Source organism: Nitrincola sp. A-D6 (genome assembly GCF_000764495.1).
Classification (GTDB): Bacteria; Pseudomonadota; Gammaproteobacteria; order Pseudomonadales; family Balneatricaceae; genus Nitrincola.
Map to the genome: position 1 here is coordinate 24,922 of NZ_JRLB01000096.1, position 17,350 is coordinate 42,271.

Annotated in this window: 13 protein-coding genes; all 13 read left to right on the top strand. The window is 47.6% G+C overall.

All coding sequences use genetic code 11. The features are described from left to right. Complete coding sequence (gene tssF / locus LH51_RS15270) at positions 1-1,824, top strand: type VI secretion system baseplate subunit TssF (protein WP_036523734.1); 1,824 nt, start codon at positions 1-3, stop codon at positions 1,822-1,824. Then, positions 1,812-2,855, top strand: coding sequence for a type VI secretion system baseplate subunit TssG (gene tssG, locus LH51_RS15275; RefSeq protein WP_081960859.1), 1,044 nt, complete (start codon positions 1,812-1,814; stop codon positions 2,853-2,855). The genes tssF and tssG overlap by 13 nt, the downstream gene beginning before the upstream one ends. 7 nt (positions 2,856-2,862) lie before the next feature. Then, the gene (locus tag LH51_RS15280; protein ID WP_081960857.1) at positions 2,863-4,542 is read left to right on the top strand and encodes a serine/threonine protein kinase; all 1,680 of its coding nucleotides are present in this window, start codon (positions 2,863-2,865) and stop codon (positions 4,540-4,542) included. Further along, a complete protein-coding gene (gene tssH, locus LH51_RS15285) occupies positions 4,539-7,196 on the top strand; it encodes a type VI secretion system ATPase TssH (protein ID WP_036523744.1) in 2,658 nt (885 codons plus the stop codon). Before LH51_RS15280 ends, tssH begins: the two co-directional genes overlap by 4 nt. Then, a complete protein-coding gene (locus LH51_RS15290) occupies positions 7,193-7,846 on the top strand; it encodes a hypothetical protein (RefSeq protein WP_036523747.1) in 654 nt (217 codons plus the stop codon). Before tssH ends, LH51_RS15290 begins: the two co-directional genes overlap by 4 nt. Positions 7,847-7,990: 144 nt before the next feature. Next, positions 7,991-8,470 (top strand): Hcp family type VI secretion system effector, encoded by a 480-nt coding sequence (locus LH51_RS15295; protein ID WP_036523750.1) that lies wholly within the window; start codon positions 7,991-7,993, stop codon positions 8,468-8,470. Positions 8,471-8,570: 100 nt separating this feature from the next. Continuing rightward, positions 8,571-10,667, top strand: coding sequence for a type VI secretion system Vgr family protein (locus tag LH51_RS15300; protein WP_052063838.1), 2,097 nt, complete (start codon positions 8,571-8,573; stop codon positions 10,665-10,667). Positions 10,668-10,670: 3 nt separating this feature from the next. Beyond that, positions 10,671-10,943, top strand: coding sequence for a PAAR domain-containing protein (locus LH51_RS15305; protein WP_036523753.1), 273 nt, complete (start codon positions 10,671-10,673; stop codon positions 10,941-10,943). A gap of 26 nt (positions 10,944-10,969) precedes the next feature. Beyond that, entirely contained in the window at positions 10,970-12,268 is a 1,299-nt protein-coding gene (locus tag LH51_RS19480) for a DUF4123 domain-containing protein (protein ID WP_052063839.1), read from the top strand. Beyond that, a complete protein-coding gene (locus tag LH51_RS15315) occupies positions 12,255-13,082 on the top strand; it encodes a hypothetical protein (protein WP_036523756.1) in 828 nt (275 codons plus the stop codon). Before LH51_RS19480 ends, LH51_RS15315 begins: the two co-directional genes overlap by 14 nt. A gap of 34 nt (positions 13,083-13,116) precedes the next feature. After that, the gene (locus tag LH51_RS15320; protein ID WP_144244298.1) at positions 13,117-13,356 is read left to right on the top strand and encodes a hypothetical protein; all 240 of its coding nucleotides are present in this window, start codon (positions 13,117-13,119) and stop codon (positions 13,354-13,356) included. A 306-nt stretch (positions 13,357-13,662) separates the two neighbouring features. Further along, complete coding sequence (locus LH51_RS15325) at positions 13,663-16,497, top strand: toxin VasX (protein WP_036523762.1); 2,835 nt, start codon at positions 13,663-13,665, stop codon at positions 16,495-16,497. A 16-nt stretch (positions 16,498-16,513) separates the two neighbouring features. Further along, positions 16,514-17,350, top strand: an 837-nt coding sequence (locus tag LH51_RS15330; protein WP_036523765.1) for a hypothetical protein, incomplete at its 3' end; no start/stop codon positions are given.

Below are 17,350 nucleotides of genomic sequence, written 5' to 3' on the forward strand. Positions count from 1 at the left end.
ATGAAAGCAGCATTGATTGAGCTTTATCAAAAAGAATTAAATTATCTGGAAAGGGTGGGTGAGGACCTGGCCCAGAAGTACCCAAAGATTGCCCATCGCTTGCAGTTGACTGAATCGGGCAATCGAGACCCGCATGTGGAGCGGTTGATACAGGCCACTGCGCTTCTGAATGCACGCATTAGGGCCAAGCTGGAAGACGATTACCCTGAATTGAGCCAGGCAATCTTTGATCTGATTTATCCTCACTACCTGAAGCCATTACCGAGCCATACGGTGGTCAGCTTCCAGCCTTCGTCAGACTTGTCTAATGCGGTACGTATACCCCGGGGTAGCCTGCTGGAATCTCCGGAGTCATTGGATAGAAGCTGCCGCTTCACCACGCTTTATGATGTCGATGTGCTTCCGTTGGCTATACAGCAGGCGACGTTGCATCCAGCGCCTTTTCAGGCGCCCCGGATTCCCTGTGTGAATCAGATGGCTGGTGTACTGCAACTGGTTTTCGATGCGACCGGGCTGGATACTCAGGCACTGGCTGACACATCCTTGCAGCGTGTACGGATCTATTTGAATGCACCCAAGTACATAGCCTACCAGCTCTACGAGCTATTATTCAGTCAGGTCAATACACTGGCTCTGGCCAGGCACGCCCTGGATACACAACCGATACTACTGAGCAAGGAGATCATCAAAACAGTCGGTTTTGCTCAGGAAGAAGCGGCCTGGAGTTACTCTGAACAGTCGTTTCCAGGTTACAGGCTGTTATCCGAATTTTTTGTATTTCCGGAAAAATTTCTGTTTGTCGAACTGGATCTCTCGGCGATGCAGCAGTTGGCAACTGATGAAGATACATTCAGCCTGTTTTTCTATCTGAATAAAGCCTATGACGACATTGCATCACATGTTACCGCAGAGCATTTTCAATTGAATGCCACGCCCGTCGTGAACCTCTATGCGCAAATGGCTGAGCCGATCCGCATTACCCATACCCGGTCTGACTATCCCGTGGTTGCGGATGCGCGTAATCGGCAGGATGTAAAAGTCTATTCGGTTGAGTCAGCGGTGTTATCGGATGGTAGCGATTATACAACGCCCTTAAGCCGCTTTTTTGATTTTGAACACTATGCGGATTATTCCGGACGGCCCTTCTGGCATTTTAGTCACAAACTGAACGAAACCAATGCCGCAGGACCGGACGCCGGAGTTTCATTACACAACCTGCCACTGGAGGTGCTGAGTTCTAATCGACATCTGCTGCTGCTTGAGTGCTTGGTGACTAATGATAATTTGCCTCATGAGTTATGGAAGCTTGGGAAGTTGACGCATCTGTCATTGTTGGAGGCCAATCCTGGCGTAACGAATGCCAAAATCTGCCTGCCAGTCAAGCCTGCAATTGTTGACTATGACCGTGATGGACATCACTGGAAGTTGATTTCACACCTGAATCTTAACTATTTAAGTCTCGGTAACCCGGCTGACTCAAGCAGCATTCTCAAAGAAATTCTATCGCTCTACGATTTCAAGAACAGCCCTGAAACCCGCAAAATGATCGATGCATTGCAGGTGGTTTCTATCGAGCCTGAAGCGCGACGGATTATCTCTCCTGCTGGCATGGCATTTTTTTGTCGGGGAAGCCGCTTCAGCGTGCGGCTTGACCCCAATGATTTTCCCGGGGCGAGCCCGTTCCTGTTCTGTACCCTTTTGGAGCGATTTTTATCGATCTACACCAGTATTAACTCCTTTACGCAGCTGGATGTACAGCTCAGCCAAACTGAAGAACCCTATCATACCTGGCCACCCAGAACGGGGGATCAATGTTTGATCTGAATTTTTATTTGCGCTATCGACCGGTTGAGTATGATTTTTATCAGTTGATACGTTTGGCTGAGTGTCTGTATGTGGCAACCCAGAACAGTCGGGCAGGATTGCTGCCCTCGGATCAGCCGCTGGAATCGGAGTTTATCGTATTTTCACAGCAGACAGAGTTGAATTTCAGTACTCAGGGAGTCATCGCAGTCGGTCGTGATGCCGATATGCCGGGGAAAAATCGCCTGAATATTGCCATGTTTGGTTTGTTTGGTAGTCAGGGCGTACTACCGCCTTTTTATACCGAACTGATTCATCAGCGTGCCCGGCAAGGTGATCATGCCTTTCGTGTCTATCTTGACGCGCTCAATAGCCGGACACTGGCGTTTCTGTTTACCGCCTGGAACCGCAATCGCTTTCCCTTTATTCATGAAAGACGGCAGCGGCTGGAGGATAAATCTGCGTTTCGGGGTGAGAGTCTGATATCAGGTTATGCAGGCACGCATCTTGATGCATTTCAACAAGCGCCGGTGATGACACAGGTTGCCAGCTATTTTTGCGGATATTTTTCCAATCAGCGTAAAACCTCGGCAGGCTTAAAGGCTATTTTATCGAAAGTGATGGGGGTCGAGGTCATCATTGGACAGTTTCATGCCCGTCGATATAAGCTTCCGGTGGATGAGTGCAATCGACTTGGCTGCCGCGCATCCCGCCTGGGAGTGGATTTTGTGGCTGGAGAAGAAATTATCGACGGCAACATGAGTCTGCGAGTTACAACTCACCCGGTTGATTATGCTTTGTTTGATGCCCTGCAACCCGGGGGGGCTTTGTACCGACTGGTTGCAGCGGTGACAGAGCAATACCTTGGCATAGGATTTGACGTGGAGTTGCAGCCAGTGCTGCGTAGTGCCGACGTGCCTGTGGCAACTTTGGGTGAAGGAGGTTTTACCAACGCCACACGTTTGGGATATAATGCGTGGCTTGATGGCAGGATGCCGGCAATGGATGCAGATGATGTGTGTTTTACCTTGACCGGACAAACAACAGGATAGAGGAAGGATGGAATCCTTAGGACGATATCAGCTTAAAAGGATGTTAGGTGAGGGGGCCATGTCTCAGGTCTACCTGGCCTATGACCCCAAGCTACAGCGTGAGCTCGCGATTAAACTGCTGAAACCTGAGTTTGCTCAGGATGCCCAGCGCGTAGAGCTTTTTCTGAATGAAATTCAGCTCTCAGGCCGACTTCATCATCCCAATATTGTTTCCATCTTTGATGTAGGACAGGTGGATGAAGTGCACTTCATTCTGATGCAGCACTTCGAATCCCGTAATCTTGAATCCTGGTTTTGCGACCATCCCGATCTGACCATCGAGCAATCACTGCGTATTGTGGTGCAATTGCTTAAAGCGATTGAACATGCGCACGCAAAAGGCATTTACCATCGAGATATTAAACCCAGCAATATATTGATCAATGATGAAGGCTTGGTTCAGCTGACCGACTTTGGTGTAGCTTATCTGAATGAGTCAGGCGTGACAGACGATACCTTCGTGATTGGAACGCCTTTTTATATGGCGCCAGAGCAGTTGCAGGGACATCGACCAACAGCTCAGAGTGATCTCTATTCGATTGGCGTGCTGCTTTACTATCTGGTGTTTGGAAAACTGCCGTTCCAGGCCAGTACCCTGAAAGACCTTGATGAGCTGATTCAGCGCGCGGAGGTGGACCTGGACTCGAAGCAGATCCCCCCCAGTCTTAAAAAAGTTCTCCGCAAGCTGTTGCACAAAAATCCGGCATTTCGTTACCAGTCTGCCACAGAACTACTCAAACAGCTGGATGCTTTGAATGCTGAGCTCAAGGATGGCGGCAAACTGTTGAATTTCCATATAGGCACTACCTGGCGTAATACGGGTATTGTTGCACTTTGCTTTGGCATGTTGTGTGCTGCCTTACTGTATCTCACCGTCAATCAACTCTCTTCCAGTCTGCGTAACACTCTGGTGTCTTACGGCGACATGTTTGTTGCTCAGATGCATGACCATCTGGCTGAGCCCGTATTACTGGGAGATGGCGCGTCTATGCATGCGATCATTAACCGCTTTTCAGCGGCGGATGAGATTCTCTATGTTCATTTAGTGGATAATGAAGGGCGGTTCATGGCCTCCACTGACAAGGTTGATTCAGGGAGCTATTATCAGGCACCTGCCGGACTTTCCCGTTTACAGCTGGATTCACAGTATGATGTGTTTCACTATCCTCTGGATTCATCCGGTTCTGAAATCTATCGTTTCTCCAGTCGTATTCATTATGCCAATTCAACACTGGGACGGATCTATGTCGGGATCAAGTCAGAAAATCTGGATGGAATCGTCAACAAAACCTTTCTCTATTTGCTCAGTTTTATTTTGTTGATCTGTGGGCTTGTTATTGCTGTTGTCTATTTGATTTATCGATACTTCTTTAAACAGATCAACGTGTTGAATGATGCACTGCAGAGTCTCTATGCCGGTAATTTCTACACGCGACTGAAGGTTGAACGCAAGGATGAGATAGGTGCACTCAAGTCTCAGTTTAATGATCTGGCTGAACAGCTGGAGAACTTCTTTGATCAACAGCGTAAAACAGCTCCCGCTGATGATCTTAATTTTGTACAGGGTGCTTCACCGCAAGCGGCTGATGTGCCTATTGAAGCAGACAAAACCGTGATATTGAATCTGAACAAAGGGATTGAAGGATGAATGCAAGGGCTCTGATCGGAAAACTCTCGGAAACCTCTCGCGAAGGTGTTGAAGCAGCAGCTTCAGTAGCCGTCGCGCACCGTCACTACGCCGTTGAGCTGGAACATCTGGTGATAGGTTTGTTGAGAACCGAGTCCAATCAATTGGCTGGGCTGCTGGCAACATACAATTTGAATGCTGTGCGCGTTATCGAAGAGATGGAGCGCAATATTGCCCATTTTGATCAAGGCAATACCCAGGCACCGGCTTTTTCACCCAGGGTGATTGAGGTATTTAAAAAGGCCTGGATGTTATCGAGCCTTGAATATGGTTTTCCGGCCATCGCTTCAGTGGCTTGTCTGGTGGTGTTGTTTAAGGATGAGTCGCTCAGGTTATTAATGCTGTCGCGGTGCGCCTCTCTGCAGCAAGCCGATCTGGACCGCATCGTACGTGAAGGACAGCGACTGGCACGTCATGAATTTGCCTCGTTTTCCGAGAAAACAGTTGATGATAACGTTACGGACAGCGCTGAAGAATTTCCGCAAACTGGCGCTTCCCAGCCTGCAGCACGGCTTGGAAAACCTTCAGCCTTGGACGCCTACACTCTGGATCTTACTGCCCGGGCAAGGGCAGGGCAGATAGATCCGGTGGTGGGTCGTGAAGCCGAAGTGCGTCAAGTGATCGATATCCTCTGCCGGCGTCGGCAGAATAATCCGATCCTGACAGGTGAGGCGGGTGTAGGTAAAACCTCGATTGTTGAAGGGTTAGCGCAACGGGTGATTGAGGGTCGGGTGCCTGAATCACTCCGACAGGTCGTCATCCGCATCCTTGATCTGACTCTGCTTCAAGCCGGTGCCGGTGTTCGAGGCGAATTTGAACAGCGCCTCAAGTCGGTGATTGAAGAGGTCAAACAGTCACCGGTGCCGATTATTCTGTTTATTGATGAAGCCCACACCCTGGTGGGTGCGGGTGGGAATGGCGGTCAGGGCGATGCGGCTAATATTCTTAAACCCGCCTTGGCGCGTGGAGAGTTACGGACCATTGCTGCTACGACCTGGGCTGAGTACAAAAAATATTTTGAGAAGGACGCGGCGTTGACCCGTCGTTTTCAAGTAGTGAAGGTTGAAGAGCCTTCTATCGAGCAGGCCACCGCCATGCTAAGGGCTGTGGCTGACAGGTTCGAATCTCACCACGGCGTGATGATTCTGGATGAGGCTATCCAGGCCGCCGTCACGCTCAGTAAACGTTACATCAGCGGTCGGCAACTGCCGGATGTGTGTATTTCCTTGCTCGATACAGCTTGCTCACGTGTCAGTATGCAGCATCAAAGTAGCCCCTCGCATCTGGAAGATATTCAGGCGGCAATTCAACAGCTGAGTCTGCAGGTCAAAGGCCTTGAACGGGAGCAGCAGGCCTATGGCGTAACGCATCAGGCGCTGGATTCTTTGGTGGGCCAATTGTCTGAACTGGATCTTGAGCAGCAGGCTGTTGAACAGCGCTGGCAGTCTGAAAGTGAGTTAGTCACTCAAATTGTGGCGTTGCGTGGTCAACTGACCGAGTCCCCTGAAGAGCCCAGGGAGCTGCATCAGCAATTGAACGAGCTGCAACAGCAACTGCAACTGCTGCAGGGAGAACAGCCACTGATACGTCCGCATGTTGATGTGCAGGTAGTATCAGAAGTGGTCTCGGCCTGGACCGGTATTCCGGCAGGTAAAATGCTTTCCGGTGACGTGCAACGGGTGATGTCATTACGCCATGATCTGGGTAAACGTATCGTTGGACAGGATCATGCAATTGACCGTGTCAGTGAAAGTGTGCGGGTGTCCAGTGCGCGTTTGTCTGACCCACGACAGCCCCTGGCGGTGTTTATGTTCTGTGGCACCAGTGGTGTTGGCAAAACCGAAACGGCCCTGGCCTTGGCCGATCTGATGTACGGTGGCGAGCAAAATCTGACCGTCATTAACATGTCTGAATATAAGGAAGAGCATAAGGTTTCTCTGTTGATGGGATCACCTCCAGGCTATGTCGGTTATGGTGAAGGAGGTGTGCTCACAGAAGCTGTCCGCCGCAAGCCATACAGTGTGGTGCTTTTGGATGAAATTGAAAAAGCCCATCCAGGGATTCAGGATATTTTCTACCAGGTGTTCGATAAAGGCACCTTGAAAGATGGAGAAGGTCGGGATATAGATTTCCGCAACACCCTGATCATCATGACCTCCAATGCCGGTACCGAAACCCTGACCGGGCTGGCGGCTGATCCGGATACCTTGCCAGATAGTGAACAGTTGGAGTCCCTGATCAAACCAGAGTTGTTACGTTATTTTAAACCCGCTTTTCTGGGGCGGCTGCGCATTATTCCTTACCTGCCTTTGCATGATGAAGCTATGGCCGGGATCGTACGCTTGCAGCTGGATAAGATCGTACAGCGTATCGCGCAGGAGCATGGGGTTCAGCTTCGCTACGATGACCAGCTCTTGCAGACTATTGTCTTGCGCTGCAAGGAAGTGGATACGGGGGCCCGCAATGCTATTCACATTATCAGCAAACAGATTCTGCCAGCTCTGTCGCTGGAGTTGCTCAATGCCCTGACAGACGAACAGCCGTTGAGAGCTTTACACCTGTCAGTGGATGAAAGTGGGCAGTTTAGTGTCGCAAGAGGTGATCAGTCGTCATGAAACCCGTCAGGCTTTTCAACACCCTGCTGGCGTTGATCCTGTCTCTGGTAGCGGGTCAGTCCTTTGCAGAGACAGACAACTTCCGTTTTGCGCTACCTGAAAGTTATCAACCTTTCGGTATGACGCCACACCCTGTTCATCATGGTAATGCCTTAGTGCTGATGCCAGCAGAGGCAAGGACACCTTGGCAACAACAAGGGTACCGTAATATCCGTGTGCTGACGCTGACCGAATCCCCGGAGGCTACCGGTTTTACTTCTACCGGACAAGGCGTGCGAGCTTATGCTGGCTCGATACTGAATAACCTGGATAGTGACTGCGAGCAGTCGAGTGTGCATGTCGGCTCTCCAGTACAATTGCGCGGTGGGTTGGGTGTTGACTGGCGTCGTAGCTGCCGTTCTACACATGCCGAAGGATTATTCCTGGCTGAGCAAGGGCGATTGTTTTTCGACGACAAGGGTGTTTATGGGCTGAGCCAGTTTGGTTTCAGTAGCAGCGCCCAGGCTTCCATGACAGAAGCGGAGCGACACTGGTTCGCCAAATTTGTGTTCAATTCAAATTTCTGTCGCAGTGGTATGAATTGTGGTGATGAGGGTTACTTCAAATACTGGGTTGAATATCAACCAGAAGTGCCCGCCACCCCTGAATAAATCTGTTTTTCTGTTGCTGGCGCAACAGGAATACAGGTTTTGTATGTACATGTTTACGTAGTCGTGTATCTGTGAGTTCTGCTGCCTTATTGGGGCCAAAGTCTCAGTGGGTAGCATTCTAAATGCAAACTAAAGGATGTTTACATGGCTATATATTTGAAGATTGATGGCGTAGAAGGTGATGTAACTGAATCAACTCATACCAATTGGGTTGAATGTGACTCAATGAGTTGGAATGTCAGTCGAGGCCTCTCTACTAAACCTGGACAGGGTAAAGACCGTGAATCGACCTCTCCGAGTATTGGTGAAATTACGCTGACAACCAAGATGGATAAAACCTCCCCCATCCTCTTTTCCGAAGCTTGTGTGGGACAGGGTAAAACAGCGTTGATTCACATGGTTCAAACCAGTCCAAATGGTATTGAAACCTATATGGAGTATACCTTAACCAATACGCTGGTAAGTGAATACAGTATCCTTGCCGATGAAAATGGCCGTCCGAGTGAAACTATTAAGCTGAACTTCACTAAGGTTGAGATGAAGTATACGCCGTGGGATGAGTCACATCGTCCTGAAGGCAGTGTCCCCGCAGGTTACGATATCGCATTGGGCGTCAAGCTCTGATCGATAGTTGCAGCCAGTCGTAGCACTTTATCTTCGGGTAAGGTGCTACGGCACAGTAAGTTAATCGCAATGTTACTGATGTGCTTGATAAGGGATTACTATGGCTCTCTTTACCCAACAGGATAGACTCCTGGCTATTGATACTCCTCTGGGGTCCGATGTATTGCTACTGACCCGATTAAAGGGGCAGGAAAATATATCGGCGCTGTATTCATTTGAAGTGGAACTCTATTCCGCCAGTACCCAGGTCGAGGCCGACAAGATTGTGGGTGAAAATGTGACGCTGAAAATCATGCAGACAGACACGCTGGGACTTCGCTCAGGTGGCTATCGGCATATTAATGGTTACGTCCGGCGTTTTCGGGGTGAAGGCGAGCAGTTGCAGGGATTACGCCGTTACACGGCCGAAGTAGTGCCCTGGTTATGGTTCCTGACACAAACCAGTGATTCGAAAATCTTTCAGAATAAAGATATTAAACAGATCGCCACAGAGATCTTTTCTGAAAATGGCTTTAATGATTTTGAGTTCCGACTGATCGGACAACACCCGCACAAGGACTATTGCGTCCAATACCAGGAAAGTGACTTTACCTTCCTGTCACGCCTGTTTGAAGAGGAAGGGATTTTCTACTATTTCCTGCATGAAAAAGACAAGCATACCCTGATTATTGCTGACCATAATGGTGCTTATGAGCCCTGTGAAGAGTCTTCTGTCAGCTATCGGGCTGGTTCGCTCTCAGCTCACAGTATTCATGCCTGGACCCACCAGTATGAGTTTCGTACCGGACGCTATGCCAAGCGTGACTATGATTTCAAAAAGCCCTCAGATCGCCTGCAAACCGGTGTCGCGGCAGACATGCCATTAAATGGTGTGAAACGCTTTGAACATTTCATCTACCCAGGGCGCTATGAGGACAAAAGCTTCGGTGATCAACTCACCCGTTTGCGGGTTGAGCAGGATGAAGCCTCGCACGATCAGGTCAAGGGCGAAAGTGGCTGCCGGAGTTTCACTCCAGGGCACAGCTTTACCCTGAACCGTCACGATGACGCTCCTGACGAAATGGATGATTACTTGCTGCTGGGCGTAGATCACCAAGCGAGTGATTACAGTTATACCAGCCAGGATGACGTCGAGCGCGAATACAAAAATGCATTCCGCGCCATGCCGGCTTCCCGCGTTTATCGTCCGGCGATGATCACCGGTTGGCCGAAAATGCAGGGCCCCCAAAATGCCATGGTGGTCGGTCCGGCGGGTGAAGAGATCTACACCGACAACTATGGCCGGGTAAAAATCCAGTTTCCCTGGGACCGCTACGGCCAGTACAACGAAAACAGCTCCTGCTGGGTGCGCATGAGTAACAACTGGGCCGGTAAAAACTGGGGTGGCGTCTTCATACCCCGCATTGGTCAGGAAGTGATTGTCGATTTTTACGATGGCAACCCGGATCGACCGATCATCACCGGTCGCGTGTATAACGCCGAGCAGATGCCACCCAACACTTTGCCCGCCCAAAAAACCCGCATGACCCTGCGCAGTGATACGCACAAGGGCGAGGGTTTTAATGAGCTCTCCTTTGAGGATGAGGCTGGGCAGGAACAAATATATCTACATGCACAGAAAGACCATAATACCGTTATCTTGAATGATGAAACGCATCAAATAGGTCGAGACAGGGCGAAGTCTGTCGGACAGAATCAGTCTGAACGCATCGGTAATGATAAGAAAATCAATGTTGGTCATGATCATGATGAAACCATCGTAAATGATGGGCGATACTCCATAGGTCGTGATGTTCATTATGATATTGGGAGAACGCAGCATGAACATTATGGCAAAGATCATATAGAGGGTGTTGGCAATATTCTTAAACAGAATATCTATGCCGACCACCTCTACCAGACAGGCCGGAACTATGAAGGACAGGTTAATGGAACCTATAAGCTGGATGTTGGAACCAGTATTGATACCAATACGGGTGTTCATCACTTAAAGGCCTATAAAAAATTTATTATCTCGGGCCCTGCGGGAAAAATTGTCATTGATGGTTCTGGAATCACATTAGAAGCTCCCAATATTCGTTTAAAAGGCGCTGTCTCGATGGGCGGAAGTGGTGGTGCGCAAGTACCTACGTTGAATTTAGCATCCAATGAAATTCAGGCCATCTGCGAAGAATGTGAAAGAAAGAAAAAGGGATAATCTATGTTGCCGATTGCGCGTGTTGGAGATGCTCATGTCTGCCCTAAAAAAGGCCATGGTAGAGGTACGATCGTCAGTGGTGGAAGTGGCATAGTAGAAGGAAAGGCCGTTGCCAGAGTGGGCGATAAAATTTCCTGCGGTTGTGTCATTGTTGAAGGAGCGATTAATTCTTTAGATGATGGAAAGGCCATTGCTATATTGGATGTAAAACATCGGGCGGTGGGCAAATCATTTCAGGTGCTTCGCAAAGCAAGGTACAACCATGATGTTTTGTAATGTTCATTGGTTAGGATGAAGAAATCATGAGCTTTATTCCTTGGGTTGGAGATTGCTTTTTAAGGGCAAGAAATATCGATGATAGCAAAAGCTATGTTGCATTAGCGGCTATCTGGGCTACAGACCGTCAAGACTTTCTTGAAGCTGCTCGAGATGCATTAGCAGGTAAGGGGTACACTCTTTACTGGGTCGATAATGTGATGCCAGCTACACAATGGATCAAGTCTAAAGGACATGATGCTAACGTGATAGGATTGGCACGAATTGTTTCACCCGACCATCCTGTCGAAATTAGCGACATTAAAGTGCATCAGCAATCGCTCGATCACGTATCACTGGAAGATTGGTTAGTTCATGAAACATTGGCAGACGTTGTGCCGCTGGATTCCCAACTTGGCATGTTAGACACATTGAGCGTGCCTCCTTCGCTCTATCCGTATTTATTTGAAGTTTCACCGCCCTCACTAGAAGAGCAAAATCTATATAAAAATCAGCCGCAGGTGCCATCATTACGAACCTATGCGGTCTTAGATTCATCCCGCGTTCCATTGCTATTAGAAAGGCTGGAAGAGGCTAATTTGCCTTTCCAATGCCTTTTTAAAGGGGATGCCGAAGAGAGTCTAAAATCGGCCGCACCTTACCTTGTCGAGCTGAAAGAACATCATAAATTTACCCGTCAACTGTTCAGTAAAACAGGCATGGCGTCCGATCTATGGGATAAATATCCAGGCATCTACTTCCGTTCACGTGCACTTATGGATCAATTAGGCACTCACTTTAGGCGTTTTACGAAGGTTAAAAATGAACAGGGTAAGTGGTTATTTTACCGTTTTTGGGACAGTAATTTTTTTCTAGTGGTGTTAAGGCAGTTATCTCCTGCAAAGGGGCTGGCTATTATGCCACCACACTTAATCCACTCTATGCTGTGTATTTCCATGGACGGTATCGATTTCTTTAAAACCCAATCTTTGGACGATATACCCAAAGTGGGCTGTGAATTGGTTTTGGATGAAACCTTATCCACTGAGTTACATAAACGCAGTCTGGAGTTGTTTATTTATCGGTTGCGAAAGCTGTATGTGGATGAAAAAGGGATGCATGAGGAATTGTTTGCTAGTGTGATGCAATCTATTCAGGATCATCAGTTTGAAGAACGAGAGACCATCCGAAAAATACTCGATTATGCGTTAGCTCACGATGAAAACCTGTTGGACAAAGAAGAGCTAACAGGTGAGTTGACTGCAAATCAGTCGATGCCTGATTCCATTCGCTTAGGTCGATTAATGATTAAAGTAAACCGGAGTGCTTCTCATGACGCGCCCTAGTTTGAATCAGTCAATAGCGAGGTGTCCTGGCCCTTGCGATATCGCTATTCCCATTGTCTATCCCAATCAGCCTATCACTATTCCCGTGGCCGCTGTGCGTGAGCAAATACCCTTTGATGGTATTGATGTGGAAGCCAGTCTGCAAGTAACGTTTACTGATCCAGATGCATCACCACCACTATCTATCCAGAGCATAAGACCTCAAGGGCCTGCCGTCACTGGTTTGGGACATGCGGGAATAGCGATCATCAATGGAGTTACAGGTGCGGTAGCATACTTAGAATATGGTAGATATGATGGCGCTAGAGGTTTTGGTCGAGTCAGAGCGGTAGCCTTGTCTCCCTCAGTCATCACCTTTGATGATAGCAACAAACCTGACTCAGCAAGCTTCGCATCATTATTAAGGTCATTGGCGCAAACCAACAATCCGACTGCTGGCTATGACTTTGAAGCCGTCTATATTGAACTACCCAATGGGGCGTTTGATATTATGAAAGAATTTGCTGAGCAAAGGCGACAGCAGGTAGAAGAAGGTCCTGAAGGGGGCGCTCAACCTTATAATGTTGCCAATAATCATTGCTTTACCTTCGCTATGGAAGTTATATCAGAAGTGGGGGTGGGCTTTAATATACGACAGGCGAATCCCCTGAACTTAAAGCTTCAAGGTGGTAATTTTTTAACGCGAGGGGCAGTGTCTACCTTTGCACCAACGTTTGAAGTGCCTGCGCGCCAAATGCGAGCACTACAAACCCAACACCCTGCTTTGAACGTGAGCAATGAAGGACGGATTACCAATGGTTTTCAATTTCCATAGCATCAGCCGTGTCAGGTATAGGCAGTGTTTTACCATGATGTGTATAGCAGCAATGGCAAGTGCTTTATTGGGTTGTACTTCTACTGATAATCATGCTGAGACAGTAAAAACAAATTTAGAAGAGGCTCTTATGACTCAACAGTGCTTTACAAACTATGTTAAACACCCCAATGAAATGGAATTTTATGAAGAGACATTGACGCTGACGCGTGCAGAGTTAGCAGCCCAATGGCAACGTACTATTCCGGATAACTTGATGTTGATCGGGGGGTAGATATGTATGGACTGGCACGCTTCTGTCAATTATCTGAAGCGACCCCCGATCTGTTTGAAGGGGAGTATGTTGACCCGAGACTCTGGATTAAAGGTACTTTTCGTTATCACCATCCGAAGGGCTTCCTATGCCGGAAGATATCTTCAATGAGTACTATATGTCGGATTATACAGGCCAAAGCTTAGTACTCTACTCACGACCTGATCATAAAGAACGCTTTCATTTGGTGCCGGTCGATACCATTAATTTTCCAATACCCGGGCAAAATCAAGAATAACGCTATCTAAGCAAGGATGAATAGACACTATGGCAAAAACAAACGACAGCATCGCTTACTGTGACCCACGAAAAATTGTTCCCATTATTCCCTGTCGTTATGTGGTGTCAGATGAAATATTGTTAACGGATCTGGACGATCTGCCCCAGGCACTGCAAGCTCCCGGAGGTATCGGAAATTCTCCACATCATCAAATCGCTTCAATTCGTCAAGGTTATATCTATTTTTACGGTTACTTAGGCTTTAACGAAAGCGATTGCACTGATAAAAATATGACCTGGCTAATTTTTCGTTATCAAACCCGTGCCGATGATTGTAATTCCAACGACGAACCTACGGCCTGTGCCAGCACCTTTCAGTATTACAACTACACCTGGAAAAATGGTACAGCACGGAGTGAGTGGATTGCCCATCAAATGGAATCCGAGCCCTTTACCTATGTCAATATGGCTGCAATGGATACCTACATTGCCTACAGCGAAGAACGTTGGCCTGCGTACATGTTCGAGGAGATAGAACGTAATCCCAGTTGGCGCGATAGGGTCATGCAACCCTTCACACTGCATGAAGAGGACGGCACAGATCCTCATGTGATGAAGCTGGATAATCTGCAAGCGTTAGTCGAAGACTACAAAGATAGCGACCCGGAAGAGCGTGAAGCTAATGTGCTTCGTCATACGGCGATCGGTCAACTGGATATCACCCCCTTCGAGCAAATGAAAAACAGCGACAATGAACATATTCGAGAGCGCTATGAATATGCTCGAATCGTAGCCATACAAGACACCCTGGGCGAAGCCAAAGACCTGCTGCGCTTATTGGAAATTGAAGAAGCCAATATCCAAAACTACGAAACAGAACATCACTACGCGATGGTGACAGCAAAAGCGATTGCTTCTGTCGATAAATTAGAAAATACGATCAATAAACGGTATGTAGATCCAGGTATACAGTTGTGGAATAACATTACCTATGCCACTCGAAAAGTGTTTAGTACAGACCCCTTTAACCGCTCAGCCGACGAACTGAGACACAAATTTGCCACCTATGGCCCAGAGCAGCGAAAGAAATATAAGCGCCTTGCGGAGTACTGGAAAACACTGGATCAACGACCAGGCGTACACGAACCCGCAAGATTGGCGTTACAAGGCGCAGAGCAAAAAAGATGTGAGCAATGCATCGGATTTGCAGCCAGTCAACTCGGTGCTTATGTCGATGGCGTGAGGCTCAATGCGTTTACACCGGCAGCCCTTTATAACAAGCTCAAACTAAATCCAGATGATATTGAAGGAAACGATTGGGATAATTCTGAATGGGCCATTCTTTTCGCTGGGATGACCAAAGTGGCATCAGAAATCGTTAATGAGCTTTCGGATCCGATCGTCATCAATCGGATACAGCAAACATTTTTTGACGTTTATATCGAAGTTTCAACAACCCTGTTTGAGGACAATAGCCAGATTCAAAAAACACATTTAGAAAGATTAATAGGGGTAACCGAACGCAAGGTACGCATCCCCACCAGTGAATTAAATAACCAAATGCATCAGTATTATGAACGGTTCTTGATAGGGGAGTCTTCGACCTTAACAGTATCCTCAGACGGACAAAGTTCACATGGAAGAAATAGTGGCCTACAGCAGTCCACACACCGTTATGGCACTATCGACATCATCACCTACGATCACATCACCGACACCCCTGTCGGAAAAGTCAGCACTGGATTGTCAGGCATCGCCATGGTCTTAGCCCTGTTCAGTGCCCAACAAACCATCAAAGGTTGGCACGACAGCCACAACTTCGACGCCCGATCCAAAGCCGGCGCCATCGCCAACCTGCCCGCCGTGCAACTCAGCCTTGCCTTCAGCACCGTAGTTGGCAACTATGCCACCCTAAGAGCCGAACCCACCTATATTCGGACGGCTCAACAGGCGAGCCGTCTTGCGACGCGCTTCGCCGCCTATGCGATCAGTGGGGCTACAGGAAAAAACTATATACTGCCTCAAAAAGCCAATATCGGTGGAATCTCAAATGCACAGCTGTTGGAAAGAGCCAAGTATGCCAAGCTATTAGGAGGGCTTGCTCTCGTCACCGGCTTACTCGTCTCCGCAGGCCAAGGCGCAGAAGGGTATAAACGCGAAGACTATGCCTTAATGTCAGGCCATGCATTGCAGGGAGTGGGGTCATTGGTGATGTCTGCGTCTTTGATAGGAAGTGTATTGACCACCTTTAGCTCAGGTACTGTAGTGATGTTAGGAACCAAACTTGTTGCTTTTGGTGTTCCTGGTGCCATCATCGGCGGCGTAATGATCGCCCTCGGCCTTTTGTTCACCGCCTCAAGCAGAACTGGCTTAGAGCAATGGATTTATGAGGGGTTTTGGGGGAGTAGTGAAAGGTACTGGGGTGAAGAGCGCCCCGAAGAGTTTTCAGATCAACTAAAAGACTCACTTGGGCTACTTAACTCTGGAAATTTAGAAAATGCCCTGAATAAAGAGATGCGCGCCTTCGAAAAATTAGTCTGGCCAATTACAGCCAAACAATTAAAGGACTGGATTGTTCAAATTGAATTTGAGGGATTAACTGATAAAGATCAGTTAGCCCAATTATCTATCAGCTTAGAAAATTATCAGCCGCGAGGTGCACACGGCATGATGACTGGCTCTTCAACTTGGGCAAGGATACAAAGTCATCAGATACGTCGTGAATGGGTAGGCCCTGGTGTCGCATCGTTACATTTATCTGCTTATGCTGACGAGAAGAGGCTTCGCTTAACCGTAAGCTTTGATAGATTGATGCCGGATGGTGAAGCACAGAGATTTATCATGTTAGAACCGCTTGAAATTACAGCAATAAAAGCTAAATAAAATATAGGATAACCTGATGTCGTTACCACCTCCGCAACTTATTTCCAATCCAACGGAAAGTCCCGAAGTGATTGAGGTGATGAATCTATCAATCACGCGTATTGATGACGATACTATTGAAATACCTTCATTTGTTTCAGATATCTTGAATGCTTGGTTCAAGTTAATATTTTTTGCATTAATATTGGGGTTAGGGCCCTCGTACGATCCTGGCTGGTTTACATCAGATGGTGAACCAGGGGTTGCATATGCTGCTATATATAAAATGTTTAATAGAGAAGAAAGTATTAAGTCAGCATTTTTACGATACGAGGATGAAAACAATCCAGGTTTTACTTATTCTGGTAGAGATTATGAAGAGTTTAAAGCTGGTCAGATAAACCGCCACGGCCGCGGCATCGTTGCAGGATTATTTTTTATCGGCATAATAGTTATTCCTTGGTTTTTATTAAATATAGCGGTGGGTAATCCTTATCGTATCGATCGAAAGCGACGAATCATCTACACTTGGATGCGGGGTCATTTTGTCTGTGTTCACTTTCCACCAGGTATGAGTGATCCATTACAAGTGATCGAAGCCCATGTGCCTCGCGGTAAACAGGCTAACGATCCTTATAATATGAGTGGTCCGTTAAATATCTGGTTGCCCCTTCCGTATAAACAAAAAAATGGCTTGTTGAGTATAGGCGCCAGTTGCTTCCTGAATGGCGCGATGGTCAAGTATCAATCCTATTATTTACGTGATTTTCTGACCGACTATTTAACTAATCCTAATCCGAGGTGGCTGGATCAACTAGGGCCAAAACGTAAACCCAAACATGTTCAATGGTATGACTATCTCTTTTATAGACTG

Coding starts and splice junctions, on each gene's coding strand:
- LH51_RS15325 (WP_036523762.1), top strand. CDS start 13,663: ATGGCAAAAACAAACGACAGCATCGCTTACTGTGACCCACGAAAAATT.
- tssG (WP_081960859.1), top strand. CDS start 1,812: ATGTTTGATCTGAATTTTTATTTGCGCTATCGACCGGTTGAGTATGAT.
- LH51_RS15305 (WP_036523753.1), top strand. CDS start 10,671: ATGTTGCCGATTGCGCGTGTTGGAGATGCTCATGTCTGCCCTAAAAAA.
- tssF (WP_036523734.1), top strand. CDS start 1: ATGAAAGCAGCATTGATTGAGCTTTATCAAAAAGAATTAAATTATCTG.
- LH51_RS15300 (WP_052063838.1), top strand. CDS start 8,571: ATGGCTCTCTTTACCCAACAGGATAGACTCCTGGCTATTGATACTCCT.
- tssH (WP_036523744.1), top strand. CDS start 4,539: ATGAATGCAAGGGCTCTGATCGGAAAACTCTCGGAAACCTCTCGCGAA.
- LH51_RS15290 (WP_036523747.1), top strand. CDS start 7,193: ATGAAACCCGTCAGGCTTTTCAACACCCTGCTGGCGTTGATCCTGTCT.
- LH51_RS15295 (WP_036523750.1), top strand. CDS start 7,991: ATGGCTATATATTTGAAGATTGATGGCGTAGAAGGTGATGTAACTGAA.
- LH51_RS19480 (WP_052063839.1), top strand. CDS start 10,970: ATGAGCTTTATTCCTTGGGTTGGAGATTGCTTTTTAAGGGCAAGAAAT.
- LH51_RS15280 (WP_081960857.1), top strand. CDS start 2,863: ATGGAATCCTTAGGACGATATCAGCTTAAAAGGATGTTAGGTGAGGGG.
- LH51_RS15320 (WP_144244298.1), top strand. CDS start 13,117: ATGATGTGTATAGCAGCAATGGCAAGTGCTTTATTGGGTTGTACTTCT.
- LH51_RS15315 (WP_036523756.1), top strand. CDS start 12,255: ATGACGCGCCCTAGTTTGAATCAGTCAATAGCGAGGTGTCCTGGCCCT.